Raw genomic sequence first — 24565 nt, 5'->3', positions numbered from 1 at the left:
TGATGGAAGGGAGGGAGGCGCGTGGCAGAGCCGAGGCTCTGGTCGAAGGACTTCACCGTCGCGATCATCGCCGCCGTGTTCCTCTCCTTCGTCTTCTATCTGCTCATCACCACGATGGCCGGCTACGCCGTCATCCGCTTCGCCGCCTCCGACTCCGCCGCCGGTCTGGCCTCCAGCTCGTTCGTCCTCGGCGCGGTCGCCGCCCGCATGTTCGTCGGCACCATGCTCGACACCCTCGGTCGTTACCGGGTGCTCATCACCGCCTTCACCCTCTCTGCTGTTGCCGGTGCCCTGTATCTGCCGGCTGACTCGCTGCCGTTGCTGCTGGCGGTCCGGTTCATCCACGGCGCGGTGTTCGGTGCCGGGCACACCGCCATCATGGCTGCTGTCCAGGACATTATCCCGCCGTCTCGCCGTGCAGAGGGCACCGGCTACTTCGGCACCTCGACGACCTTGGCGGCAGCGCTTGGCCCGCTCATCGCGATCATCGTCGTACGCGACTACGGCTATCACTGGCTGTTCATCACCTCTTTAGCCTTCACGGTGCTCGGGTTGGTGGCGATCCTGTTCCTGCGCGTACCCGAACGCGCCGCCCATGAGCGCGAGCTGCTGAGCTGGCGCAGCTTCCACCCGGTGCGCCTGTTCGACCGCTCGGGCCTGCTCATCGGCTCGGCAGTGCTCACCGCCGGTGTCGCCTACTCCTCGGTCATGACCTTCCTGACCACCTACACAACGAGCATCGGCATCGCCGATGCCGCACCTGCGTTCTTCCTCGCCTTCGCCGGCTCCTCACTCATCGCCCGGCTCACCCTCGGCCGCATCCAGGACAGCTACGGTGACAACATCGTCGTCTACCCGCTGTACGCCTCGTTCTTCACCGCGATGGTGCTCATCGCCGTCGTCCCCCAGATGTGGACGATCATCCTCGCCGGCGTGCTCGGCGGGGTGGGCTTCGGCACGCTCATGTCCTCAACCCAGGCGATCACCATCCGCCGCGCCGGGCCCACCCGCGTGGGTGTGGCGACCTCGACGTACTTCTTCATGATCGACATCGGCTTCGGGCTGGGACCGGTCGCTCTCGGTGCGCTCATCGCAGCGACCTCGTTCACTACGATGTACGCTGTCGCGGCACTGCTGGTGGGCGTCAGCGGAGTGCTCTACTGGCTGGTCCACGGACGGTTCGCCGCGCCCGAGGCGGGGGGAGTGCGTCCATGACAGCGCACCCTGGCGCTGGGGGGAGTGCCGCCGCACCGCAGCCGCTGTGGACCGGTCAGTTCCTGCTGGCCTTCGGGATCAACTTCGTCCTCTCGCTCTCCTTCTACGTGCTCATCACCTCGATGGCCGGTTACGCCGCCACCGAATTCGGGGCCGGCTCCTCGGTCGCCGGACTGACGGCCAGCGCCTTCATCATCGGTGCGACCGTAGCGCGCATCATCGCCGGGAAGTACCTCGACTTCATCGGCCGGAGGACCTCGACGATCGCCGCGCTCGTGTTATTCGTGATGTCCGCTGTGGCGTACGTATTCGCCGATCAGATCTGGGTGGTCATCGTCATCCGGCTCATCCATGGGGCGGCTTTCGGCTGGGGGTCGAACACCATCACGGCGGTCGCCCAATCGCTCATTCCGCAGTCGCGGCGGTCTGAGGGGACGGGTTATTTCGGCACCTCGACGACTCTGTCAGCCGGTCTGGGGCCGTTCCTTGCCGTGTGGCTGTCGGGGGCATACGGGTACACGGCCGTGTTCATCATGTGTGCCGGGTTCTCTGTCGTCGGCGTGGTCTTCAGCCTGCTGCTGCGCCCAGCTGAGCGGGCGGTGACGCCGGAGGAGCGGGCGCTGAAGTGGCGGCTGAGCCTGGGTACGATCATCGACTACCGCAGTGTGCGAATTGCAACCGTCATGCTGCTGGCCGGGCTGTCGTATTCAGTTGTGCTGGCCTTCCTCCAGACCTTCGCGAACGAAGAGGACTTCGGTTCGGCGGCCAGCGTGTTCTTCATGGTGTTCTCGGTCGCGATGCTGCTCGGCCGGCTGTTCGTCGGACGGCTGCAGGACGCCTACGGCGACAATGTCGTCGTCTACCCGCTCATCGTCAGCTTCACCCTCAGCCTCGTCGTCATCGGTCTGGCTCCGGCCGGCTGGGTCGTCATCTCCGCTGCGATCCCGGCCGGGCTGGGCTTCGGTTCGCTCTTTCCCAGTATCCAGGCCATCGCCGTCACCCTGGCCGGGCCTGCCCGGGCAGCGCTGGCGGTCTCGACGTTCTTCATCTTCCTCGACGTCGGCACCGGGCTGGGGCCGGTCGTGCTCGGAGCGCTCACCCCGGCCATCGGGCTGCGCGGAGTCTACCTCGTCGCTGCAGCACTCATGGTCGTGGCCCTCGGATTGTACTGGCTGTTCCACGGGCGATACCAGAGGCAGAAGTAGACTCATCCATGTTCTGGGGACCGGGATCAGGCTCTCAGGCCCTCCCGGTTCGGCGAGACCTCGCCTGCAGCTTCCGCATGTCCGCAGGTGATATCCAGCCACTGCTGTGTATCGCGGGGTGACACCTTGCGCACAGAGGAACGAGTTCGCTGAGTTCGGTGCGAAAGAGATGGAATTTACGCCGTGGAATGACGTGATGGAACTCTACGTGCCTCATGCTTCCGGCATTTCGCGGATCCCACAGGTGAGATGCGCATACTTCGCACATCAGCGGGTTCTGGGCTGCCGGAAGCTCCTGAATCTTCGCTTCGCGCAGATCTTGCCTCTGTTCCCTTTCAAAGGAGGCCAGAGCACGTAGGCCGCCTTGCTGCGCGGCTAACGCTTCTGCGTGATGAGGCCCGTCGAATGCGTCAGCGAGCACAGTTTTCCAGTGCTCGCTTGCTGGCTCTTCGCGCCGAGCGAGTTCGCGAATCGATTCCGCGGTGCGTTTCATCGTTTCGCGGTGACGAATGAACGCCTCGACAATGGGAACCTCTGCCGCCGACGTTCGCAGCCCCTTACCGTGCGCCGACGGATGGCTGCCGATCAGATTGCTGATCTTCATTACGACGCTCGCTGGAGAGCGAAAGTTCGGATCGCGATCGATGGCCGGGTGGAAGGCCGGCCCTTGAAGCAGCCGTGAGAGGTCTCCGATGCCCGGGCTTCTCTCGTTCGCAGCAGTCCAACCTCGATCGTCAGCCAAATCAGCAGCCAAGATCATCTCCGCCTCGGTCCACACAATGCGGGCCAAACTTCACCTCCGTGTCATGCAGCTGGAAGATCCGACTGCTGATGCATTCACGAAGCAGCTTATACGGTCTCAGTCACACACCCCGTCCTACCTGAAGCGTTTACGAGGAATGCAGCCACGTGCGGCGCTCGCGACTGACCTCCTAGCACCCCGTCATCGGCTCGGAATACTTATCCTCGCCATGCGGCGGGCCAAGCTCAGTCATTTTGCCTTCGTGTCACTTGCGATGTAAAGTCAAGTATCACTTAATAGGTAAACTGACGATCAGCGCGAAGGAGGCGAGCATGGATCGGCCACTGGGTCTGATGATCTGGCTGCGGATGGCACGATTCGTTCAGCGCAGCAACTGCATCTCCAACGAGTACCTCTCACAGGCCGGAGTGACCATTGCGCAGTTCGAGGCGTTGAGCCACGTGCGCGCCTACCAGCCGGTGACGCAGACCGATCTCGCTAAAGGTTTGACCGTCAGCGTCGGTGGTGTCTCACGGATGCTCAGCCGACTCGAAGAAGCCGGGCTCATCGAACGCACCCAGGAGTGGAAGACGAAGTACATCTCCCTGACAGAGGCAGGCGAGACGCTGCTGAGCTCCGTCTACCCCGGGCAGGTGGCGCTACAGGCTTCGATGTTCGACGACGTGCTTGACGCCGATGAACAACGACAGCTCTATGCGCTGATGCGCAAAGTTCACCGCAACAGCCTGCACAAACAGACTCCGGTCGGATTCGACCCAGCCGAGGCGGCAGCGCCCGGCTCCACGCACAGCACCACGGAGAAGACGCAATGACTGACGACACCAGCACCAACGCCACCACTTTGATGCACGACGCAGCCAGTGCTGCAGACACGATGGCCGAGTACGACATCCACCCGAACGAAGGTCTCCAGTTCGGCATGTACTCCCTCGGCGACCACCTGCCCAACCCGTGGGCAGAGGGCCGACGCATCAGCGCCGGTGAGCGCGTACGTGAGTTCGTCGCCTACGCAAAGGCCGCCGAACAGGCCGGCTTCGATGTGTTCAGCCTGGGGGAGAGCCACCAGGAGTTCTTCGCCTCACAGGCCCACGCCGTCATCCTCGGCGCGATCGCGCAGGCGACCGAGACGATCAAAGTCTCCAGCTCCTCGACAATCCTCAGCACCTCGGACCCGGTTAGGGTCTACGAGAACTTCGCCACCATCGACCTGCTCTCTGAAGGCCGCGCTGAGATCGTCGCCGGCCGCGCCTCACGGGTGGGCCTGTTCGAACTGCTCGGCTACGATCTGAAGGACTACGAGGAGCTGTTCGAAGAGAAATTCGATCTGCTGCGCCGGATCAATCGCGAACGGGTCGTCAACTGGTCAGGTCAGTTCCGTGCCGACCTCAGGGACGCCGAGGTGCTGCCGCGGCCGCAGGCAGGCTCGATGCCGATCTGGCGTGCCGTCGGTGGTACACCCGCCAGCGCTGTCAAGGCCGGCCTTTCCGGCGCCCCGATGGTGATGGCCCACCTCGGCGGGCCGATCGCAGCGTTCCAGCAGACGATCGACTCCTATCGAGCCGCAGCCGAGCACAACGGCTACGATCCGGCCACCCTCCCGGTGGCCACCGCCGGGTTCTTCTACGTCGCTGAGACTTCACAGCAGGCGCTGCAGGAGTTCTACCCGCATGTGAACGAAGGGATGTTCCGCACCAATGGGCGTGGGATGGCCAAGCAGCTGTTCGCACAGAGCACCGACCCGCGCAGCATCATGAACATCGGCAGCCCGCAGCAGGTCATCGAGAAGATCCTCTACCAGCACGAGGCGTACGGACATCAGCGCTTCCTTGGCCAGATCGACTTCGGTGGCGTGCCCTTCGACCGCGTCATGCGGAATCTGGAGGTCATCGGCACCGAAATCATCCCGGCAGTCAAGAAGCACACCGCACGACAGGAGGCCACCCAGATATGAAGATCGTCGGACTCTCCGGCTCGACCGTCGGTGCGACCACGCGCACAGCGATGAACTACGCGATGGCCGCGATCGGCCGGCTTGACCCGGAAATCGAAACGCAGCTCATCGACCTCGCCGACTACGACGTGCAGTTCTCCGACGGCCGCGACTACATCGAATACACAGGCGACACCCGCACCGTTGCTGAGGCGCTCATGAGTGCGGATGCGATCATCATCGGCAGCCCGATCTTCCAAGCCTCTATCCCAGGAGCGTTGAAGAACGTCTTCGATCTGCTGCCGATCAGCGCCTTCGAGGACAAGGTGGTCGGCATCATCATGACGGCCGGATCGCCGAAGCACTTCCTGGTAGCAGAACACCAGCTGCGTCCCATCCTGACGTATATGAAGGCACAGGTAGTGCAGAGCTACGTGTTCGTCGAAGCCAAGGACGTCTACCGCGGTGAGATCATCAGCGGCGACGTCACCCTGCGCATCGACCGCCTCGTCGAAGACACCGCCGAGCAGACTCGTGTGGCCTCCCAGATGCGCGCCGAACGCGAAGCCGCGTATGCGTTCTAGCGCGAAGTGTCTCGCACAGACGACCTGTCGCGTTGAACGATGAGCGGCGCATCGAAGAATGAAGGGACCGATGATGCACCAGCCTGAGGATGTCGTACAGCGCTGGGAAGCCGCCTGGAACAGCGCCGACGCCGAGGCGCTGGCTGGGCTGTTCGCCGAAGACGCGGAGTTCGTCAACGTGGTCGGGCTGTGGTGGCATGATCGCGAACGGATCCGCGAGGCGCACGCCTACGGGTTCTCGACGATCTTTCCCGGATCGACGATCACGATGGGAACACCTCGGGTGCGGATGGTCGGTGACCGCGCTGCCACTGTGCACAGCAAGTGGCGGCTGTGCGGCCAGATCTCGACTGGCGGTGAGCCGGCTGATGAGCGCGAAGGCATCTTCACCTTCGTTCTCGAACGCCGCGAGGACGGGTGGATCGTGGTCGCTGCGCAGAACACCGACATGGTGCGCGGAGCTGAGACCCATATCAGCACGGGCGGAACGCGTGCAAGCATCTCGTACCGACGCTGAGGCGGCGGGCACCGTATCGGCGCATGACAGAGATCAGTGGCGGGCCGACTGCGCTGTCTGCCCACCGCCGCTGAATCAGGTCAATGACGTGAGTTCACGCGAAGATGTCGATGTCCTTACCCTTCGTCTCAGGTGCCCACAGCACTGAGGCAATGAGACCGAGATCGGGAAGATCGCTGCCAAGAACAGCGTGGTATTCGTTCCCAGCTCCGCCATCGTCACCGGAAAGAGGAAGGCGGCGATCACAGCACCAATGCGGCTGATAACAGCGGCCATCCCAACGCCTGTGCTGCGGAAGCGGGTCTGGGTCTGCTAAAGATTCCTCCCTCTAACGCAACGCCCGTTGCTTGAACTCCTGGGTGTAGACAGTGGGCATGATCCAGTTCTCTTTCAACCAGTAGAACGGAACGAAACCTAGGACGGTTCAACGGTTCGCTTTGCAGTTGATTTGAGCACCGCACCCATCAGGTTCGAACCTCGCTGCCGCGGCGCCGCGGTTGCTCTGACGAGGAGACCGATTCTATTCAGATCTAGGTTCACCGGACCCAAAAGTAGGTTCGCGAGTGTCTAGGTTGGCGGCGCTGTGACCAACGGGGTACTTTGCAGTGAGAAGTAGTTTATGCGGATGAAGGTGGAGGCGGCGCTCAGGATGGTCCGGCAGAAGGTAAAGGCGAAGACCCTGAGGACTCTCGAACAGACTCTGTGGGATGCCGCTGACAAGCTCAGGGGCAACCAGGAGCCCAGCGAGTACAAGCACGTCGTGCTGGGTCTGGTGTTCCTCAAGTACGTCTCCGACCGGTTCGAGGAGCGCCGCGAGCAGCTCAAGGAAGAGCTGGCCGCCGAGGGTATCAAGCCCGAGCGGATCGAGTCGTTCCTGGAGGATCGCGACGAGTACGCGAGCCAGAACGTCTTCTGGGTACCGTCCCTAGCGCGTTGGGGCTACGTGCAGTCGGTGGCGAAGCAGCCGGAGATTGGCCAGCAGATCGACCAGGCGATGGACCTTATTGAGAAGGAGAACCCCTCCCTGCGTGGCGTGCTCCCTCGCAACTATGGCCGGGACGGGCTCGACAAGCGCCGCCTTGGTGAGTTGGTCGATCTCATCGGGTCGATCGGCTTCACTGAGACCGACGATCATGGCGCAGACGACGTGCTCGGGCGTGTGTACGAGTACTTCCTCGGCCAGTTCGCAGGCAAGGAGACCGGCAAGGACGCTGGAGCGTTCTACACGCCACGCTCCGTCGTCCGGACCCTCGTGGAGATGCTGGAGCCATACAAGGGTCGCGTCTATGACCCAGCAGCAGGCTCTGGCGGCATGTTCGTGCAGTCAGCGGAGTTCGTGAAGGCCCACGGCGGCAAACGCACAGACATCTCGGTGTACGGGCAGGAGTTCACCGACACGACGTGGAAACTCGCGAAGATGAACCTCGCACTGCGAGGCATCGAAGCCGACATGGGCACGCACTCGGCAGACTCCTTCACCGAGGATCTTCACCCCGACCTGCGTGCTGACTACGTGATCGCGAATCCGCCGTTCAATGTCTCGGACTGGTGGGACGCGAAGCTCGCCGACGATCCCCGCTGGAAGTACGGGACACCACCGAAAGGCAACGCGAACTTCGCCTGGGTTCAGCACTTCATCTACCACCTGGCACCCAACGGTACTGCGGGCTTCGTTCTGGCTAACGGGTCGCTTTCTTCTAAGAGCGGTGGTGAAGGCGAGATCCGGCGCAAGCTTGTCGAAGCCGGCCTCGTCGACTGCATCGTCGCGATGCCCGACAAGTTGTTCTTCAACACAGGCATCCCGGTGTCGCTGTGGTTCGTGTCCAAAGGTCGGGACGGCAACGGGCATCGCGCACGTAGCGGCGAGGTGCTGTTTATCGACGCCCGGAAACTCGGGGACATGGAATCACGCCGCCTGCGCGTGCTGTCGGATGGTGACATCGCTCAGATCGCGGACACGTACCACGAGTGGCGCAACCACGACGGCAACTACGAGGACGTCCCCGGTTTCGCGAAGTCAGCCACGATCGACGAGATCGAGAAACACGACTTCGTGCTTACCCCAGGCCGGTATGTCGGTAGCGAGGAGGCGGAAGTCGACGACGAGCCGATCGACGAGAAAATCAAGCGATTGACGAGCGAGCTGTTCGCCGAGTTTGAGCGCGGACGCGAGCTTGAGGAAGAGGTTCAGCGCAGAATAGGTGGACTGTCAAAATGAAGTTCTCAAAGTTGGCAACGATCAGGAGGTCAGTGGTCCAGCCGCGAAATTTCGGCGACTATAATACATATCTTGGTTTTGAGCACTTCGAACCGGATGCCCTGCGATTTGAGACTCCAGGCGATCCCGCCTCCGTGTCAAGCACCAAACAGGAGTTTCTGCCTGGCGACACTATTTACGGCAGGCTACGTCCATATTTTCGTAAGGTTGGTTGGTCACAAAACTTGCGTGGAATTTGTTCCACAGATTTTTGGGTTTTTGAACCGAAGCCCGGGGTTGACCCACGATTCGTCTTCTATGTCGCCGGCTCACAAGAATTTACGGATCTTGCAACCTCGTCCTCCGAAGGAACCAGGATGCCGCGCGCATCTTGGTCTGTCGTTAAGGATTTCGAGGTACTTGACTTTACCCAGGAGGAGCAGCGCGCGATCGCGGCGACGCTTGGTGCGCTCGACGACAAGATCGAGTCGAACCGGCGATCGACATCCTTGATCTCAGACTTGCTCGACACGCATTCAGAAAAATTTGGAGCAGGACTACCAACGATCCCATTGGGCGACATCGCGACCCCAGTCAAGGAGTCGCTGAATCCCTCGAATCTCGGCAACACCCAGGTCGACCATTTCAGCCTTCCTGCGTTCGACCGAGACGCCAGGCCAGAGAGGGTCGCAGCATCGTCGATAATGAGCAACAAGCTCCGAGTGCCAAAGCAGGCGATTCTTCTTTCACGGCTCAACCCGAGGTTCAACCGGACATGGTGGGCCTCCGCCGATGCGGAGGCCCCGGCCTTGGCGTCTACCGAGTTCCTCGTATTGACCTCTGAGGACGAACAACGGCTAGCCGCAATATGGCTGGCCCTTCGTGATCCCTTCTTCCGCGGCGAGATGCCCAAGCGCGTGACTGGCACATCGGGTAGTCATCAGAGAGTCAAGCCCGCCGACGTGTTGGCGATTGAAGTACCCGACTTTACGAGTGCACCGACAGTACTGAAAGAGTCGGCGCTCGCAATGCTGAAGCGCTCGGAAAGCCTACGTGCAGAGTCAGCTCGACTTTCGGCTCTCCGCGATGCGCTCTTGCCCGAACTGCTCTCCGGTCGTCTGCGAGCTTCGGTGGGGAAATTATGAGTGCATCGCGCCTGAGTGCGGCTGATCTCCGCATCGTTGAGCAAGTCCTCGACATGGGGAGTGGCTACGTACTCGACTTCAGTAACCGCAGCTTCGCGGAGTTCTTTGCTGATCTCGATGTGGAGATCGAGCCGGAAGAGACAGGTCTCTCGAAAGCCAAGCGCTTACGCGCTTTCCTCCGTTCTGCGTCAACGGCGGAATGTGCGCGTGTTCTTCATGCACTTCTCGAATACAGAGGCGAGCAAGACGGAGACGATCAACGTGCCTCGATCGATAAGTATCGAGGGATCGTCTCGCGACTGGAAGGCGTCGCCGTTCCGCTGAGCGCAGCGCCAGTCGCACCGAACTTTCTCACGCTGGCGTATGTCCGTGAGCTGTCCGACAAGGCCGAGCGCCGACTCACGGCCTCAGACCTCGAAGGGGCGATCACAGTGTCGCGTACCTTGGTTGAGGCGGTACTGGAACAGCTGGAGCTTCGTTTGACAGGCCAGAGCGGGAACTATGCCGGTGACCTCCAGCGACAGTACAAGGCGGTCGCGAAGATTCTTCGGATCGACGACAAGGACGACCAGGTCGACGAAGGGTTCAAGCAGATCGCACGCGGCCTGGTCCAGATCGTCAACGGTCTGGCAGCGATCCGGAACATGGCGAGTGACGGGCATGCGCGTCATGTGCAGCCACAGGATCGACATGCCCGAGTGGCGGTGAACTCGGCGAAGACTGTCGCGAGCTTCCTGGTCGAGGTTTACCTAGCAAAACGCGGCACACCAACGTCGGTTGCCGCAGCGAGGAGCGCGGGATGAGCACCTTCAATGAGAACGTCGTCGAGCAGGCCGCTCTGGAGTACTTCGCCGAGCTGGGTTACCGACGTGTGCATGGCCCTGACATCGCGCCGGGAGAGCCTGGCGCTGAGCGGGAGTCGTACGAGGACGTCGTGTTGTGGGGTCGGCTGCGTGACGCGCTTCGGCGGATTAACCCTGGTACGGACGCCGCGCTGGTCGCAGAGGCCGTGAAGACGGTTCAGCGTTCCGAGTCACAGAGCCCTATCGACGAGAACGCTCGCCTGCATAAGCTCATTACGCACGGCGTATCGGTCGAGTATCGCGGCGACGATGGTCTGCTGCGCACAACGCGCTTGTGGCTCATGGACTTCGACGAGCCGGAGAACAACGACTGGGTGGCTGTCAACCAGTTCACGATCGTCGAGAACGGCAAGAACCGCCGCCCTGACGTACTCGTGATGGTTAACGGGCTCCCGTTGGCGCTGCTGGAGCTGAAGAACCCGACCACTGAGCATGCGACGCTGAAGTCGGCGTGGAACCAGGTGCAGACGTACCGACACGACATCCCGTCGGTGTTCGTGCCGAACGCGGTGACGGTGATCTCCGACGGAACCTCGGCGGCGATGAGCAGCTACTCGGGCGCGTTCGAGCACTACGCGCCGTGGAAGACAATCGAGGGTCGTGAGGTCGTCGGCAATCGGCCAGCACTTGAGGTTCTCATCAAGGGTGTATTTGAGCCGATGCGGTTCTTGGACCTGCTGAAGAACTTCGTGGTGTTCAGTGACGAGACAGTCACCGACAAGTCGACAGGACAACCGACGCGGGCGCTCGTGAAGCGTGTGGCGAAGTACCACCAGTACTGGGCGGTCAACGCTGCTGTCGAGTCCACGGTGCAAGCGTCAAGTCCTGATGGGGACCGTCGCGGCGGCGTGGTGTGGCACACCCAGGGCTCCGGTAAGAGCTTCGAGATGGTGTTCTACGCTGCGAAGATTATGCGCGACCCGCGCATGGCGAACCCGACGCTGGTGTTCATCACCGATCGCAACGATCTCGACGATCAACTGTTCGGCGAGACTTTCGCCCCCGCGCGCATCCTGCCGGAGACGCCGGTGCAGGCGGCAACGCGCTCGGATCTGCGAGCGAAGCTGAAGCGCGCTTCCGGAGGGATCGTGTTCACCACCTTGCAGAAGTTCGCGCCGGGCGAGGACGGGGACTCCAATCCCGTGCTCACTGACCGTCGGAATGTCATCGTGATCGCTGACGAGGCGCATAGGAGTCAGTACGGCTTCGGCGAAACGCTCGACCGCCACGGTCGACTCAAGTCCGGGCTGGCCAAGCACATGCGCGACGCGCTCCCTGGCGCCACGTACCTCGGTTTCACCGGCACTCCGATCGAGTCGAACGACAAGTCCACCCGCGCTGTGTTCGGCGATTACGTTGACGTGTACGACCTCACAAGGGCGGTAGAGGATGGCGCGACTGTCCGGATCTTCTATGAGTCCCGGCTGGCAAAGATCGAGCTGTCGGAAGCTGACTTGGGAGCCCTCGACGACCTGGCCGACGAGATTACCGAGTCTGTCGAGGAAGACACAGCAACAGCTGCAAAGTCACGTTGGTCGCGGCTGGAGGCGGTCGTCGGAGCGGAGGCACGACTTGACCTCGTAGCCCGCGACATCGTGGAGCACTGGGAGAAGCGCCGGGAGTCCCTGTTCGGCAAGGGCATGATCGTGACCATGAGTCGCCGGATCGCCGTGCGGCTGTACGAGAAGATCGTCGCACTGCGGCCCGACTGGCACTCAGATGACCCGGCGCAGGGCAAGATCAAGGTCGTCATGACCGGGTCCGCGTCTGATCCTGCTGAGTTCCAGCCGCACATCCACTCGAAGGACGTGCGCAAGGACCTCAAGCTGCGGGCGAAGAACGCGGACGACCCACTGGAACTGGTCATCGTCCGCGATATGTGGCTGACCGGTTTCGATGCCCCGTCGATGCACACGATGTACGTCGACAAGACCATGCAGGGCGCGGGGCTCATGCAGGCCATCGCTCGGGTCAACAGGACGTTCCGCGACAAGCCCGGCGGGCTGATCGTCGACTACATCGGAGTGTTCGCGAACCTCCAGAACGCGCTGAGCGAATACTCGCCGTCCGACCGCGACCAGGCTGGCGTGCCCATCGACGAGATGGTCCAGGTGATGCTGGAGAAGCACGACATCGTGCGCGGACTCCTCCACGGAGTCCAATTCGACTCTTCCCCCGAGCTGACAGCCTCCCAGCGGTTGAACGAATATGCGAAGGTCCTCGACTTCGTCATGGCGGACCCAGACCGAACCTCGCGGTTCAATGACCAGGTGCTGGCTCTGGCGAAGGCGTTCGCGCTGGCGGGCGCGCGCGACGAGGCCGCCGCGATCCGGAACGATGTCCGACTGTTCACGGACGTCCGAGCAGCGATCCTGAAGATCCAAAACCCCGACTCCGGCCGAGGCGGTTCGGGCGCGGTCGAGATCGACACCGCGCTAGGCCAGCTTCTCAATGAGGCTGTCACTGCTGATCAGGTGGTGGACGTGTACAAGCTCGCCGGGATCGAAACGCCCGAAATCTCGATCCTCAGCGACGAGTTCCTCGATTCGCTCGCTCACAATGATAAGCCGAACCTTCAAATGGGGTTGCTGCGACGTCTGCTTAATGACGAGATTCGTACCATACGTCGAAAGAATATTGTCCAAGGACGTAAATACTCAGAAATGCTCGACGAAGCCGTTAATCGGTATACGAATCGGTCATTGACAACCGCTGAAATCATCGCCGAACTCGTTGCCTTGGCGAAGGAGATGCGTGAGGCTCAGACTCGCCACGAGCTACTAGGGCTCTCAGCGGCCGAAGCAGCGCTATACGATGCAATCGCGCAAAGTGAGTCTGCTGTTTTGCATATGGGTGACGAGACGCTGAAGCAGATCGCTGTCGATCTGGTCGCTTCAGTCCGCAAGAGCATTGTCATCGACTGGGACCAAAAGGAGAGCGTTCGCGCAGCAATGCGATCGAAAGTCCGGCGCTTACTCGCTAGATACGATTATCCGCCCGATTCCGAAGCAAAGGCCCTCGAGCTAGTTCTCGAGCAAGCGGAGTTGTTCGTTAACGAGACTGCCGCCTGATCTAGTCACCACCTGGACAAAAGAAGTGGTTCCGCTGGCCCTAAACCCTGCTAATCCGCCGAGCCAATTGCGATGGGTAAGTCACAGTTGCCAACCGTGCGGCTGGCTTTTAAGGCTAGTGTGACCGCTTTGCTAATCTGGTCCTGACGAAACCCTAGTTCGAGACCTTCGTTGTCGTCTATGTCCATCGTCGACGGCACGTGGATAAACCCAGTCCTAACCGGCGAACTCGTTGCTTGCGCATGCTCCGCAGCCGCATACGCCACAGCGTTGCAGACATACGTCCCAGCAGAATTCGACAGGCTCGCCGGGATTCCCTCATCCTTGAGCGCCTGCACGATCGCCTTGTTCGGCAGGGTGAGGAAGTGCGCGGCGGGCCCGCCCTTGACCACCGGCTCGTCAATTGGCTGTGCCCCGGAGTTATCTGGGATCGGGGCGTCCATGACGTTGATCGCCACCCGCTCGGGTGTGATGTCTGTCCGTCCGGCCGCCAGTCCCAGGCTGATGACTGTATGCGGCTGATGCTCATCCATGAGCTCACGGACCCGCTTCGTCGCAGCTTCAAACTCCACTGGCAGCACTTCGGTGACGACACCGGGGCATTCGCGAGCGACCGCCTGGGCGGCGGCGATCGTGGGATTCGCGTCATGCTCGCCGAACGGCTCGAAAGCCGTGACGAGCACACCCTCGTATGGCATTTGGCCGCCTGCCATCAGCGGCGCCGCCACGACGGCGGCAGGGGCCGGCGCACCTTGCGGCGCGGATCGGCGAACCCTCCAGCCTTCTTCACCGGTTCCTCGGCGGCGGCAGCGGCTAGCTGACGCACAGCTACCAGTGCTGCCGCCACAGCAGCACGGGCCAGGCGGCGCTCCTCGTCAGCTGAGAGGGTCGCGCCGTTGGGCCGCTTGTCGACGGTGACCTCGATGCCGTCGAGATCCGCGTCGCTGGCCATGATCGGCTTCTCTGCGTGCTCCTCGGTCACAGCGGGATGTTCCCGTGCTTGCGGGCCGGCGGATCGACATGCTTGTTCTTCAGCGCGCGCAGCCCGCGGATGATCCGCTCGCGGGTCTCACTCGGCTTGATGACCGCGTCGATGTAACCCTCCTCGGCGGCCTTGTACGGATTCAGCAGCGCATCCTCGTAGTCCTGGATGAGTTCATTGCGCAGCGCATCGACATCCTCACCGGCTTCGCCTGCGGCCTTGAGCTTGCGGCGGTAGACGATGTTGGCAGCACCCTGGGCGCCCATCACGGCGATCTGGGCGCTCGGCCAGGCGAGGTTGAGGTCGGCGCCGAGCTGCTTGGAGCCCATGACGCAGTACGCGCCGCCGTAGGCCTTGCGGGTGATGACGGTGATGAGCGGGACGGTCGCCTCACCGTAGGCGTAGATGAGCTTCGCGCCGCGGCGGATGATGCCGCCGAGCTCCTGATCGGTACCCGGCAGGAATCCGGGCACGTCGACAAAGGTGAGGATCGGGATGTTGAAGGCATCGCACAGGCGCACGAACCGGGCGGCCTTCTCCGAGGCGTCGATGTCGAGCGTGCCGGCCAGCTGCATCGGCTGGTTGGCGATGACACCGACCGTCGTTCCCTCGACGCGTCCGAAACCGGTGCACACATTCGGGGCGAACAGCTCGGAGATCTCCAGGAACTCACCCTCATCGAGCACCCGCGTGACGACATCGAGGATGTCATACGGCTGCGAGGGCGAATCCGGCATCAGCTCATCGAGCGCCAGATCCTCATCATCGACCGTCAGATCAGCCGGGGCGTCGAAGTCCTGGGCGTCATCGAGGTTGTTCTGCGGCAGGAAGGAGAGCAGATCGCACACGAAGTTCAGCGCATCAGTCTCATCGGCGGCCAGGTAGTGGGCATTGCCGGACACCGAATTGTGGGTCCGCCCGCCGCCGAGCTCCTCATGGCCGACGTCCTCACCGGTGACGGTCTTGATGACGTCCGGGCCGGTGATGTACATGTGGCTGGTCCCATCGACCATGATCGTGACATCGGTCAGCGCAGGGGAGTAGACCGCACCACCGGCAGACGGGCCCATGATGAGCGAGATCTGCGGGATGACACCAGACGATGCGACGTTCCACTTGAAGATCTCAGCGAACAGTGCAATCGAGCCCACACCTTCCTGAATGCGGGCACCACCGGAGTCGTTGATGCCGATGATCGGGCAGCCGAGCTTGAGAGCGAGCTTCTGCACCTTGACGATCTTGCGGCCATTCGCCTCAGCCAGCGACCCGCCGAGGATCGTGAAGTCGTGGGCGAACACCGCCACGGTGCGTCCGTCGATCGTGCCGAGACCGCAGACCACCCCGTCACCGTCGGGCCGGTTCTTCTCCATCCCGAACTGCGTGTTGTGGTGGCGGACGAACTCATCGATCTCCTGGAATGAACCGTCATCGAGCAGCTGGTCGATGCGCTCGCGGGCAGTCTGCTTGCCTCGCTTGTGCTGGTTGGCGACCGCACGCTCGTTTCCGGCGTGCGCGGCCTGACGACGGGATTCGAACGCGGCGATGCGTTCGGCGGTGGTACGCGGCACAGTGCTTTCGGTCATGGCACTAATGTACCGCCCGCCTCCTGCGTTGTGCGAAGCCGCCAAAAGCCATACAGTGATCTGGTGCACAACGTATCTTCCCGCCCTCCTTTTGATATCCCGGTCTTGCGTGCCGCACTGTCCCGCGCGGAGGTCGACGTCCCGCGCCTCGAATGGCCTGCCGCCTGCCCGTCGACCAACGACGCACTCGCCGAGGCGGTTGCCGCCGCTCCCGAGGAGTGGGCTGACTACGCCGTGTACGGCACCGACCACCAGACCGCCGGCCACGGCCGAATGGGCCGCACCTGGACCGTCCCACCTGCTGCCAGCCTGACGTTCTCGACCATCATGCGGGTGCCCGTGGGGTTCGATCTGGCCGGGCTAGGCTGGCTGCCGCTCATCGCCGGCTGGGCCGTCGCCGAGGCCGTGGGAACCGCCGGTGTCAACGCGCAGGTGAAATGGCCCAACGATGTGCTCGTCGATGGCAAGAAGATCTGCGGGATCCTCACCCGCGCCACCCAGCTGCCGAAGACCGATGAGGCCGAGATGGCTGTCATCCTCGGCATCGGCATCAACGTCGATATGACTGCAGACGAACTCCCGGTCGAGACCGCCACCTCCCTCACGCTGGCCGGCGGGTCGATCTCCCGGGAGCTGCTGCTGACCGAGGTGCTGCGCCGTCTGCACCAGGCGATCCCTTTCCTGCTGGGCTCTTCGACGGCCGAGGCGTTCTCCCAGTCCGTGGCCGCCGATGAGATCCGCAACCGCATGGCCACCCTCGGCATGGATGTCCGCGCTGAGCTTCCCGGTGACACCCAGGTGCGGGGGCGCGCCGTCGGTGTCGATGCCGGCGGCAACCTCATCATCGACACCGGCACCGGCCGCGAGGTGGTCAGCGCCGGCGACGTCACCCACCTGAGGCCCAGCCGATGAGCGAAACGCCCAACGACGACGAGAACCTCGCCTCTGAGGAACTCGGCGACGAGGCGCTCGACGCTGTCGCCGCAGCCGCCCAGGAGGCCTTCGCCGCCCGCCTGGCCGGATCCCGGCCGGTACCCGAGACCGTCGACGAATCGATCGTCGACGAGCGTGAGAAGGCCGAGATCGAAGACACGATCTACCACCTGCGCTCAGCCGCCCAGAAGCTCGAGGAAAGCCTGCTCGGCGGCAAGCGCGTGCTCACCCGCAAGGAAGTCGCCCAGCTCGCCGGCGTCTCCACGGTTGCGGCCCGTAAGTTCTGGCGCGCCCTCGGTATGTCCCGCGTGCCCGAAGGCCAGACCGCCTTCACCGTTGAGGACGCGAAGGCGCTGCGCGAGATCGCCTCGGTCGTCGACACCGGCGTGCTCGATGAGGCGACAGTGCTTTCGCTGGCCCGCGCCATCGGTCAGACGAGCGACCGGCTTGTCGTATGGCAGATGGAGACGCTCGTCGAGTATCTGTCCGATACCCGCGGGCTGGGGGAGACGCACGCCCGCCAGCAGGCGATCGAGCTGTTCGAGAGCAGTATCGAGCCGCTCGAACGGGTCCTCGTCTACGCGTGGCGCCGCAATCTCGCCGGCGCACTCGGGCGCATGAACGTCAATGTCGCAGAAGGCCTGGCGATCGAGAACCGGCAGGGCTGGTATGACTCTCAGATGCCGCTGGCCCGGGCGGTCGGCTTCGTCGACCTCGTCTCCTATACCCGCCTGTCCCAGCGGCTGGAGCCCAAACAGCTGGCATCACTGGTGAAACGTTTCCAGGACATCGTCTTCAACGTTGTGGCCACCGGCAACGGCCGGGTCATCAAGACCGTCGGTGATGAGGTCTTCTTCGTCGCCGAAACCCCACAGGCAGGTGCCGAGATCGCGCTGACGATCCGCGATCTCATCATCGACGACAAAGAGTTGCCTCAGGCCCGCCTCGGCCTCGCGTGGGGGCGCGTGCTCTCACGGCTCGGCGATGTCTTCGGCTCGACGGTCAACCTCGCCGCCCGCCTCACCGCGATCGGCGAGCCCGGAACCGTGGCCACGGACTGGGAGACCGCCCGCATCCTCGAACGCTCAGGGGAGTACGTCTTCTCCAACCGGCAGACGATCACCCTGCAGGGCCTTGGTGAGATCTCGATGTTCCAGATGGACCGCGGTACCGCCGAAAGCCTCGACCTGTCGATGGATGGGGACGAGTAGCAGCTCATCCGTGGCTGTGAAGAACGTCTGAGTCTGCGTTGATTCTCCGAACGGGGCGACGCTTGATTCGCTCCCATGTCTTTCTGCTGGCGTTCTGAAAGCGGACCCGAACGCTTTCAGTCGCGCCGAGATTGCCGTCGGGGAACTGAATGACCACCTGAAGTTCTGCAGGTGGCGTGATGGCGGGACAGGAGTCGGGTGCAGGGGCTAGCCCCCGCAGAGCTAAGGCGCGCTCGTCGCACGGGTGCTACACTCAAGTTATGAGTGCCGCTCAGCCCGAATCCGAAAGCCTGTCTCAGCGCGAACTGCGAAATGAGTCAAGTCGTGTCCTGCGTGAAGTGAGCGAAGGTCACTCGTTCGTGCTGATGAATCGCGGAGTCCCGGTCGGTCGCGTCATCCCTTTGGATGCGCCTGCGCCCGGGCTTAAGATCACCCGTCCTGCCAAGCGCGTCGGCGGCTGGTCGGATCTCGGCATCAAGCGCAGGCGCAGCGATCGATCTGTGCAGGAGCTCATCGATGAGCAGCGTGAGGATCGGGTGTGAACGTCAGAGTCGTCTACGTTGACACGTCCGCGCTGGCAGCCCTTCTGAAGCCTGAGCCGGAAAGCGAGTCTCTGGAGCGCTGGCTCGACGAAACTTCGGCGACGCTGGTCTCCAGCAACCTGCTTGAGACTGAGCTCCGTCGTGTCGCCGTCCGCGACGGACTGAGCCAAACTGATGTGACAGCCCTGCTCGACGGAGTGGCTCTCGCTGCGCTCGACCGGGCAGTCTTCCTCAGTGCTGGGTTCCTGCCGATGGAGATGCTGCGGACTCTTGACGCGCTGCATCTTGAGGCCGCTATTCGCCTCGATGCCGACGCCATGCTGACGTACGACCATCGCCTTGCGCTTGCGGCCGAAGCTGCCGGACTGACAGTCATCGCGCCCGGCCGCTGAGCCGCTCAGAACAGCGCGCCGCCCGCATCGTCCTCGTCGCTGGAGACGATGACGACGGGGGAGTAGTCCTCATCGCGCGCCTGAGCGATCTCCTCCTTGCGGCGCGCCAGCTCGGCGGCACTGAGCCCACCCGCTGCGCCAGCATCCGCGGCGCTGCCAGCTCCCGCCTCGGGAACGGGCACCGCACCAGCTTCTGCACCGTAGTCATGCGCCACGGTGCCGATCGCATCGACCTTCGACTCCAGCGGCTGACCGGAGCCATCTCGCCTACCCAGCTCGGCCGGCAGCTTGCGGGCACCGCCGCCAGTGGCCGCGCCCTGCGGTTCGGGTCCAGCGAAGGCGGTGACGAGCTCGGTCTCACCTTTGAGGAAGCGATGCGCACGCACACCGGCGGTCGCGCGGCCCTTGGTGGGGAACTCGGCGAGATCGGTGACCTTGACGCTCAGCGCGGTCTCGCCGTAGAAGTTCTCGCCGGTCGCGATTGTCACGACACGGTTCTCCGCCTCGGGGTCGATGAGGCTGAAGGCGATGACCGAGGCGTCGGCGGCGACCTTCATGCCGGTCACGCCGCCGGCGTTCCAACCCTGAGCGCGCAGCAGATCGGTGCCGAATGTCAGCAGCTGGGCATTCGAGGTGATGAGCACCGCGCGGGCGGCGTCGATGTCGGGCAGCTGACCGGCACCGATCACCGTGTCACCGGGTTTGAGGTTGATGACATCCCAGGCATCCTTGCCCTTGGCAGGCTCCGCACCGGCGACGCGTTTGATGACGCCGCGGGCGGTGGCGAGCACGAAGTCCTTGGTGATGTCGATGAGCCCGAGCACCTTCTCGCCGGAGTCGAGGGTGACGAACTCGCCGACCTTCACACCTCCGGCCAGGCCCGGCCGGGTGGCCTGTGGGGGCAGGGCCGGCAGGGCGACAACGTCGACGGTCAGCAGACGGCCCTTCGAGGTGATCGCACCGATGATCCCCCGAGTGGTCGAGGCGACCTGCGAGACGAGCGCGTCATGGGCCAGACGCTTGCCACCGGTCGGCAGAGCCGAGCGGTCAGAGGTGCGGGCGATCCGGCCCGAGGTCGAGAGCAGCACCCACGTCGGCGAGTCGGCGACCTGCAGCTCCGGTGAGCCCTTCTTCCGGCCGCGTGCAGTGATCTGCTGATGCGAGCCTTCCACGAGCACGGTGCGGCGCGGGGAGTCGATCTGCTCGGCGACGGCGCCGAGCTCCTCAGAGACGACCTGGCGCAGCTTCGCCTCATCGTCGAGGATCGACTGCAGGTAGTCGATGCGCTTCTTCAGCTCATCCTGCTCCGCCTCAAGTTCGAGTCGGGAGAACTTCGTCAGCCGACGCAGCTGCAGGTCGAGGATGTAGGTCGCCTGCACCTCGGAGAGGTCGAAGACGCTCATCAGCCGGGTGCGGGCGATCTGCGCATCATCAGAGGAGCGGATGAGTTCGATGACCTCGTCGATGTCGAGGATTGCGGTCAGCAGGCCCTCGACGAGGTGGAGGCGGTCCTTGGCCTTGCCGAGCTGGAAGACTGTGCGCCGGCGAGTGACGGCGATGCGGTGGTCGACGTAGACCTCCAGCAGCGCCTTGAGCCCAAGCGTGCGCGGCTGCCCGTCGACGAGGCAGACGTTGTTGATGCCGAAGGAGTCCTCCAGCGGGGTGAGCCGGTAGAGCTCTTCGAGCACCGCATCGGGGTTGAAACCGTTCTTGATGCCGATGACCAGCCGCAGGCCGTGCTTGCGGTCGGAGAAGTCGTCGATCGAGGCGATACCGGCGAGCTTCTTGCTCCCGACGACGTCCTTGACCTTCTCGATGACCTTCTCCGGGCCGACGAGGTAGGGCAGCTCGGTGACGATGATGCCCTTGCGGCGGGCCGTGATGTTCTCGATCTTCACCGTCGCCCGGGTGCGGAAGGACCCGCGGCCGGTCTCGTAGGCCTCACGCACTCCCGACAGGCCGATGATCCGCCCGCCGGAGGGGAGGTCGGGGCCAGGGACGTACTTCATGAGCTCCGAGAGCTCCGCCTCGGGGTTGTCGATGAGGTGCTGGGCTGCGGCGATGACCTCGCCGGGGTTGTGCGGGGCCATGTTCGTGGCCATGCCGACCGCGATTCCCGAGGCGCCGTTGACGAGCAGGTTCGGAAACGCACTCGGCAGGACTTCGGGCTGGGTGGTCGAGGAGTCGTAGTTGGGCACGAAGTCGACGACGTCCTCATCGAGGCCGGCGATCATCGTCAGCGCTGCGTCGGTCAGGCGGGCCTCGGTGTAGCGCGGAGCGGCCGGGCCGTCGTCAAGCGAGCCGAAGTTGCCGTGGCCGTCGACGAGCGGGGTGCGCATGACGAAGTCCTGGCTCAGCCGCACGAGTGCGTCGTAGATGGCGACATCGGAGTGCGGGTGCAGCTTGCCCATGACGTCGCCGACGATGCGGGAGCTCTTGACGTGCGGACGGTCCGGGCGCAGGCCCATCTCGCCCATCTGGTAGATGATGCGCCGCTGCACGGGCTTGAGGCCGTCGCGGGCATCTGGCAGTGCCCGGGAGTAGATCACCGAGTAGGCGTACTCGAGGAACGAGGTCTCCATCTCCTCGGAGACGTCGATATCGACGACCTGGCCAGCGACCGGCTCTGTCATGGGACTCCTTCGACGGGCGAAACGACAGGCCTATGCTACCGGCAAACCGACGCGAAGCCCGGGATTTCGCCGGGTGCGGAGGTTCTCACCCCATGCTCATGCGCCGGCGTAGCGAATCCATCCGGTCGGCTTCAGCGGCGAGTTCGACTTTGACGGAGAGCAGGTACGCATCGCCTTCGGTCACCGAGATCGGCCGCAGCTCGATCTCACGCACGGCCGGGAACTCCTCGACGAGTGCTGAGAGCCTGAGGATGACCTCCTCGGCCGGTGCCATGTTCATCACCGGCAGGCCCTTGTAACCGAACAGCCGTGGTGAGGACTTCAGCGAGCGGACCATCTCCTTGGCATCGACATCGGTCAGCGGTGCGACCCGATGGGCGACGTCATCGAGCAGCTCGGTCGTATCCCCGGCCAGGGAGAAGGACACCATCGGCCCGAGCAGCGGATCCTCACCGGCGGAGATGACACACGCGGTGCCGGGCGGGGCCATCGGCTGCACATCGATGCCGTGGTCCTCATCGTCCTCGAGAAGCTGATCGATGATCTCGGCGATGCCCTGCCAGTCCTCGGCGAGCTCCTCTGGGGTGTCGATGTTCAGCCGCACCCCGCCGAGCTCCATGCGGTGGCGCAGCCGCTTGTGCACGGCTTTGAGCGCGACCGGGTAGCCGAGTTTCTCAGCGGCGGCGATGCCCTCCTCGACGGAGTACGAGGTGATGTAGGGCAGGCATTCGACGCCGTAGTGGGCGAGCAGCTGCCGGGAGTCGTCCCGGCTGAGGATGACGCGCTCACCGGCGTCGACACCTTCGAGGTTGCGTTCGATGATCTTGCGGGCTGCGCGCACATCGAGGTCGTCGAACTCCGGGTAGACGCCGTGATCGGCCTTCTTCCACATCGCATAGTCGGTCGCCCGAGCCAGCGCCCACACAGCATCTTCGGGGCCGATGTAGCTGGGCACCGTGTGCGCGGTCGTGGTGCCCTCACCGTCGTCGATGCGGGCGGTGAGCTCGTCCTGCACACCGGTGATGCCGAGGAAGCAGGCGACGGTCGTCTTGCCCGAGGCCGCGGCCGTCTCCGCCAGCACGGTGGCGATCTCCCGCTCATCAGCACCGGCCGAGGGAGTGAAGGTGACGACGACGGTGTCGATCGAGCTGTCGGCGTACATGTCCTCCAACTGCCGGCCGAACTCCTCGACGCTGACCTCCGGGTGCATCGACACAGCAGGCGAATCCACCCGCAGCCCTTCGGAGCGGGCGCGCTGGATGATGAGCGTCGCGAGAGCCGCGGAATTGCCGATCACTCCGACCCGCCGGCCGCGCGGTGCCGGCTGGGTGGCGAAGACCTGGGCTGCGTCGAAGAGCTGGTGGATCGTATCGGCGCGGATCACCCCGGCCTGGCCGAGCACCTGATCGAGGGCCTTGCCCGACAGGCTCGACAGACGCACCTGATGGCCGGGCGGCAACTCGCGGCCGGTGAGGTCGGATTTGATGACGATGACGGGTTTGACGCGGGAGACCCGGCGGGCGATGCGGGAGAACTTGCGCGGATTGCCGATCGACTCCAGATACAGGCCGACCGCCCGGGTGGCCGGGTCCTCCTCCCAGTACTGCAGCATGTCATTGCCCGACAGGTCTGCCCGGTTGCCGGCGGAGACGAACGTCGAGATCCCCAGCCCGCGGGTCTTGGCTGCGGCCAGCAGCGCGGTGCCGAGCGCCCCGGACTGGCTGAACAGGCCCAAGGTTCCCGCGCCGGGAAGGAACGGTGCCAGCGAGGCGTTGAGCGAGACCTCGGGCGAGGTGTTGGCCACCCCGAAGGAGTTCGGGCCGACGACGCGCATCCCGTGGGAGCGGGCGGTGGTGACCATCTCGCGCTGCAGCTCCAGGCCGTGCTCGCCGGTCTCCGCGAAACCAGAGGAGATGACGACGCAGGCCTTGACACCGTGGGCGGCGCAGTCGCGGACCACCTGGGCGCACGATTCGGCAGGCACCGCGATGATCGCCAGGTCAGCCGGATCGTCGAGCTCATCGAGCGAGCGCACCGCCGGCACACCGGCGACCTCATCGGCTTCGGGGTGGACGACGGAGAGCGTGCCGGTGAAGTCGGCGCCGACGAGGTTGCGCAGCAGCAGGTTGCCCGTCGAGTTGTAGGTGCGGCTGGCGCCGATGACGACGACCGAGGCCGGGTGCAGGACCTGGCGCACCGAGATCGCCTCAGCGCGGTGCTCGCGGGCCTCCTGGACCTGCATCGACTTCTCGGTCGGGTCGATGTCGAAGCGCACGGCGACCACTCCGTCGTCGAACTCGCGGGACACCTCGTAGCCGGCGGCGGCGAAGACCTGCAGCATCTGCCGGTTCTGGGGCAGCACCTCGGCGGTGAAGACGCTGATCCCGCACTCCCGTGCGGCAGCGGCGAGGTGCTCTAGGAAGATCGAGCCGATGCCGCGGCCGTGGTGGGCGTCAGCGATGTTGAACGCGACCTCCGCCGAGGTGTCGTCGAGCCGGTCGTAGCGGGCGGTGCCGATGATCTCCTCGCCGATCGTCATGACGAAGGCGACCCGGTCGTGGTAGTCGACGTTGACGAACCGGTCGAGGTCCTTGGCCGGAATCACCGGCAGCGGAGCGAAGAAGCGCAGGTAGATGGACTCCGGGGACTGCTTGGCGTGCATCTCCTGCACGCCGGCGGCGTCCTCGGGCACGATCGGGCGCAGATGGGCAGTGGCTCCATCGCGCAGGACGACATCGGCTTCCCAATACGCTGGATATGCTCCCATGACGCCAGCATAGTGACTCGGCGCACTCCGGC

The 24565-nt window shown here is 63.8% G+C and carries 20 protein-coding genes; 14 read left to right on the top strand and 6 right to left on the bottom strand.

What is annotated here, in order from left to right:
* Positions 1-21 precede the first annotated feature (21 nt).
* Both M3C25_RS03115 and M3C25_RS03110 read left to right on the top strand, forming a co-directional pair.
* Complete coding sequence (locus M3C25_RS03115; RefSeq protein ID WP_259855037.1) at positions 22-1215, top strand: MFS transporter; 1194 nt, start codon at positions 22-24, stop codon at positions 1213-1215.
* Positions 1212-2420 carry an MFS transporter gene (locus tag M3C25_RS03110; RefSeq protein ID WP_259855036.1) on the top strand — a complete coding sequence of 403 codons (1209 nt, stop codon included), beginning with the start codon at positions 1212-1214 and terminating at the stop codon, positions 2418-2420. The genes M3C25_RS03115 and M3C25_RS03110 overlap by 4 nt, the downstream gene beginning before the upstream one ends.
* A 34-nt stretch (positions 2421-2454) precedes the next feature.
* On the opposite strand, the gene M3C25_RS03105 is transcribed toward M3C25_RS03110, so the two are convergent.
* On the bottom strand, positions 2455-3210 hold the full coding sequence (locus tag M3C25_RS03105) for an HNH endonuclease (RefSeq protein WP_259855035.1): 756 nt from the start codon (positions 3208-3210) through the stop codon (positions 2455-2457).
* Between the two features lie 284 nt (positions 3211-3494).
* On the opposite strand from M3C25_RS03105, the gene M3C25_RS03100 reads away from it, so the two are divergent.
* The 8 genes from M3C25_RS03100 to M3C25_RS03065 all read left to right on the top strand — a co-directional run bounded on the left by M3C25_RS03100 (position 3495) and on the right by M3C25_RS03065 (position 13490).
* Positions 3495-3995, top strand: coding sequence for a MarR family winged helix-turn-helix transcriptional regulator (locus tag M3C25_RS03100; RefSeq protein WP_259855034.1), 501 nt, complete (start codon positions 3495-3497; stop codon positions 3993-3995).
* Entirely contained in the window at positions 3992-5134 is a 1143-nt protein-coding gene (locus M3C25_RS03095) for an LLM class flavin-dependent oxidoreductase (protein ID WP_259855033.1), read from the top strand. Before M3C25_RS03100 ends, M3C25_RS03095 begins: the two co-directional genes overlap by 4 nt.
* Positions 5131-5697: an NADPH-dependent FMN reductase gene (locus M3C25_RS03090; RefSeq protein WP_259855032.1), complete on the top strand. Its 567-nt coding sequence runs from the start codon at positions 5131-5133 to the stop codon at positions 5695-5697. The genes M3C25_RS03095 and M3C25_RS03090 overlap by 4 nt, the downstream gene beginning before the upstream one ends.
* A gap of 70 nt (positions 5698-5767) precedes the next feature.
* Positions 5768-6214, top strand: a complete 447-nt coding sequence (locus M3C25_RS03085) for an SgcJ/EcaC family oxidoreductase (protein WP_259855031.1) — start codon at positions 5768-5770, stop codon at positions 6212-6214.
* A 619-nt stretch (positions 6215-6833) separates the two neighbouring features.
* Positions 6834-8432: a class I SAM-dependent DNA methyltransferase gene (locus M3C25_RS03080; RefSeq protein ID WP_446014102.1), complete on the top strand. Its 1599-nt coding sequence runs from the start codon at positions 6834-6836 to the stop codon at positions 8430-8432.
* 32 nt (positions 8433-8464) lie between these two features.
* Positions 8465-9556 (top strand): restriction endonuclease subunit S domain-containing protein, encoded by a 1092-nt coding sequence (locus tag M3C25_RS03075; protein WP_259855030.1) that lies wholly within the window; start codon positions 8465-8467, stop codon positions 9554-9556.
* Positions 9553-10359, top strand: coding sequence for an abortive infection family protein (locus M3C25_RS03070; RefSeq protein ID WP_259855029.1), 807 nt, complete (start codon positions 9553-9555; stop codon positions 10357-10359). The genes M3C25_RS03075 and M3C25_RS03070 overlap by 4 nt, the downstream gene beginning before the upstream one ends.
* Positions 10356-13490, top strand: a complete 3135-nt coding sequence (locus M3C25_RS03065) for a type I restriction endonuclease subunit R (protein WP_259855028.1) — start codon at positions 10356-10358, stop codon at positions 13488-13490. Before M3C25_RS03070 ends, M3C25_RS03065 begins: the two co-directional genes overlap by 4 nt.
* A 50-nt stretch (positions 13491-13540) precedes the next feature.
* On the opposite strand, the gene pcp is transcribed toward M3C25_RS03065, so the two are convergent.
* The 3 genes from pcp to M3C25_RS03050 are packed head-to-tail and all read right to left on the bottom strand — an operon-like array spanning position 13541 to position 16055.
* Positions 13541-14188, bottom strand: a complete 648-nt coding sequence (pcp, locus tag M3C25_RS03060; protein WP_259855027.1) for a pyroglutamyl-peptidase I — start codon at positions 14186-14188, stop codon at positions 13541-13543.
* Positions 14189-14202: 14 nt separating this feature from the next.
* Positions 14203-14472 carry a hypothetical protein gene (locus M3C25_RS03055; protein ID WP_259855026.1) on the bottom strand — a complete coding sequence of 90 codons (270 nt, stop codon included), beginning with the start codon at positions 14470-14472 and terminating at the stop codon, positions 14203-14205.
* On the bottom strand, positions 14469-16055 hold the full coding sequence (locus M3C25_RS03050) for an acyl-CoA carboxylase subunit beta (protein WP_259855025.1): 1587 nt from the start codon (positions 16053-16055) through the stop codon (positions 14469-14471). Before M3C25_RS03050 ends, M3C25_RS03055 begins: the two co-directional genes overlap by 4 nt.
* A 63-nt stretch (positions 16056-16118) precedes the next feature.
* Here M3C25_RS03050 and M3C25_RS03045 point away from each other — a divergent pair, with 63 nt between their 5' ends.
* From M3C25_RS03045 to M3C25_RS03030, 4 genes are all read left to right on the top strand, one after another.
* A complete protein-coding gene (locus M3C25_RS03045) occupies positions 16119-16967 on the top strand; it encodes a biotin--[acetyl-CoA-carboxylase] ligase (protein WP_259836382.1) in 849 nt (282 codons plus the stop codon).
* Positions 16964-18199 (top strand): adenylate/guanylate cyclase domain-containing protein, encoded by a 1236-nt coding sequence (locus M3C25_RS03040; protein WP_259855024.1) that lies wholly within the window; start codon positions 16964-16966, stop codon positions 18197-18199. The genes M3C25_RS03045 and M3C25_RS03040 overlap by 4 nt, the downstream gene beginning before the upstream one ends.
* A 260-nt stretch (positions 18200-18459) precedes the next feature.
* Positions 18460-18741, top strand: coding sequence for a type II toxin-antitoxin system Phd/YefM family antitoxin (locus M3C25_RS03035; protein WP_259855023.1), 282 nt, complete (start codon positions 18460-18462; stop codon positions 18739-18741).
* Positions 18738-19133 carry a type II toxin-antitoxin system VapC family toxin gene (locus tag M3C25_RS03030; protein WP_259855022.1) on the top strand — a complete coding sequence of 132 codons (396 nt, stop codon included), beginning with the start codon at positions 18738-18740 and terminating at the stop codon, positions 19131-19133. Before M3C25_RS03035 ends, M3C25_RS03030 begins: the two co-directional genes overlap by 4 nt.
* A 5-nt stretch (positions 19134-19138) precedes the next feature.
* On the opposite strand, the gene M3C25_RS03025 is transcribed toward M3C25_RS03030, so the two are convergent.
* Positions 19139-21766, bottom strand: coding sequence for a DNA gyrase/topoisomerase IV subunit A (locus tag M3C25_RS03025; protein ID WP_259855021.1), 2628 nt, complete (start codon positions 21764-21766; stop codon positions 19139-19141).
* 85 nt (positions 21767-21851) lie between these two features.
* On the bottom strand, positions 21852-24533 hold the full coding sequence (locus M3C25_RS03020) for a bifunctional acetate--CoA ligase family protein/GNAT family N-acetyltransferase (RefSeq protein ID WP_259855020.1): 2682 nt from the start codon (positions 24531-24533) through the stop codon (positions 21852-21854).
* Positions 24534-24565 lie beyond the last annotated feature (32 nt).

The organism is Brevibacterium luteolum, assembly GCF_025147615.1.
In the GTDB taxonomy this organism is placed as follows: domain Bacteria; phylum Actinomycetota; class Actinomycetes; order Actinomycetales; family Brevibacteriaceae; genus Brevibacterium; species Brevibacterium luteolum.
This window is presented reverse-complemented; position numbering and strand designations above follow the sequence as displayed.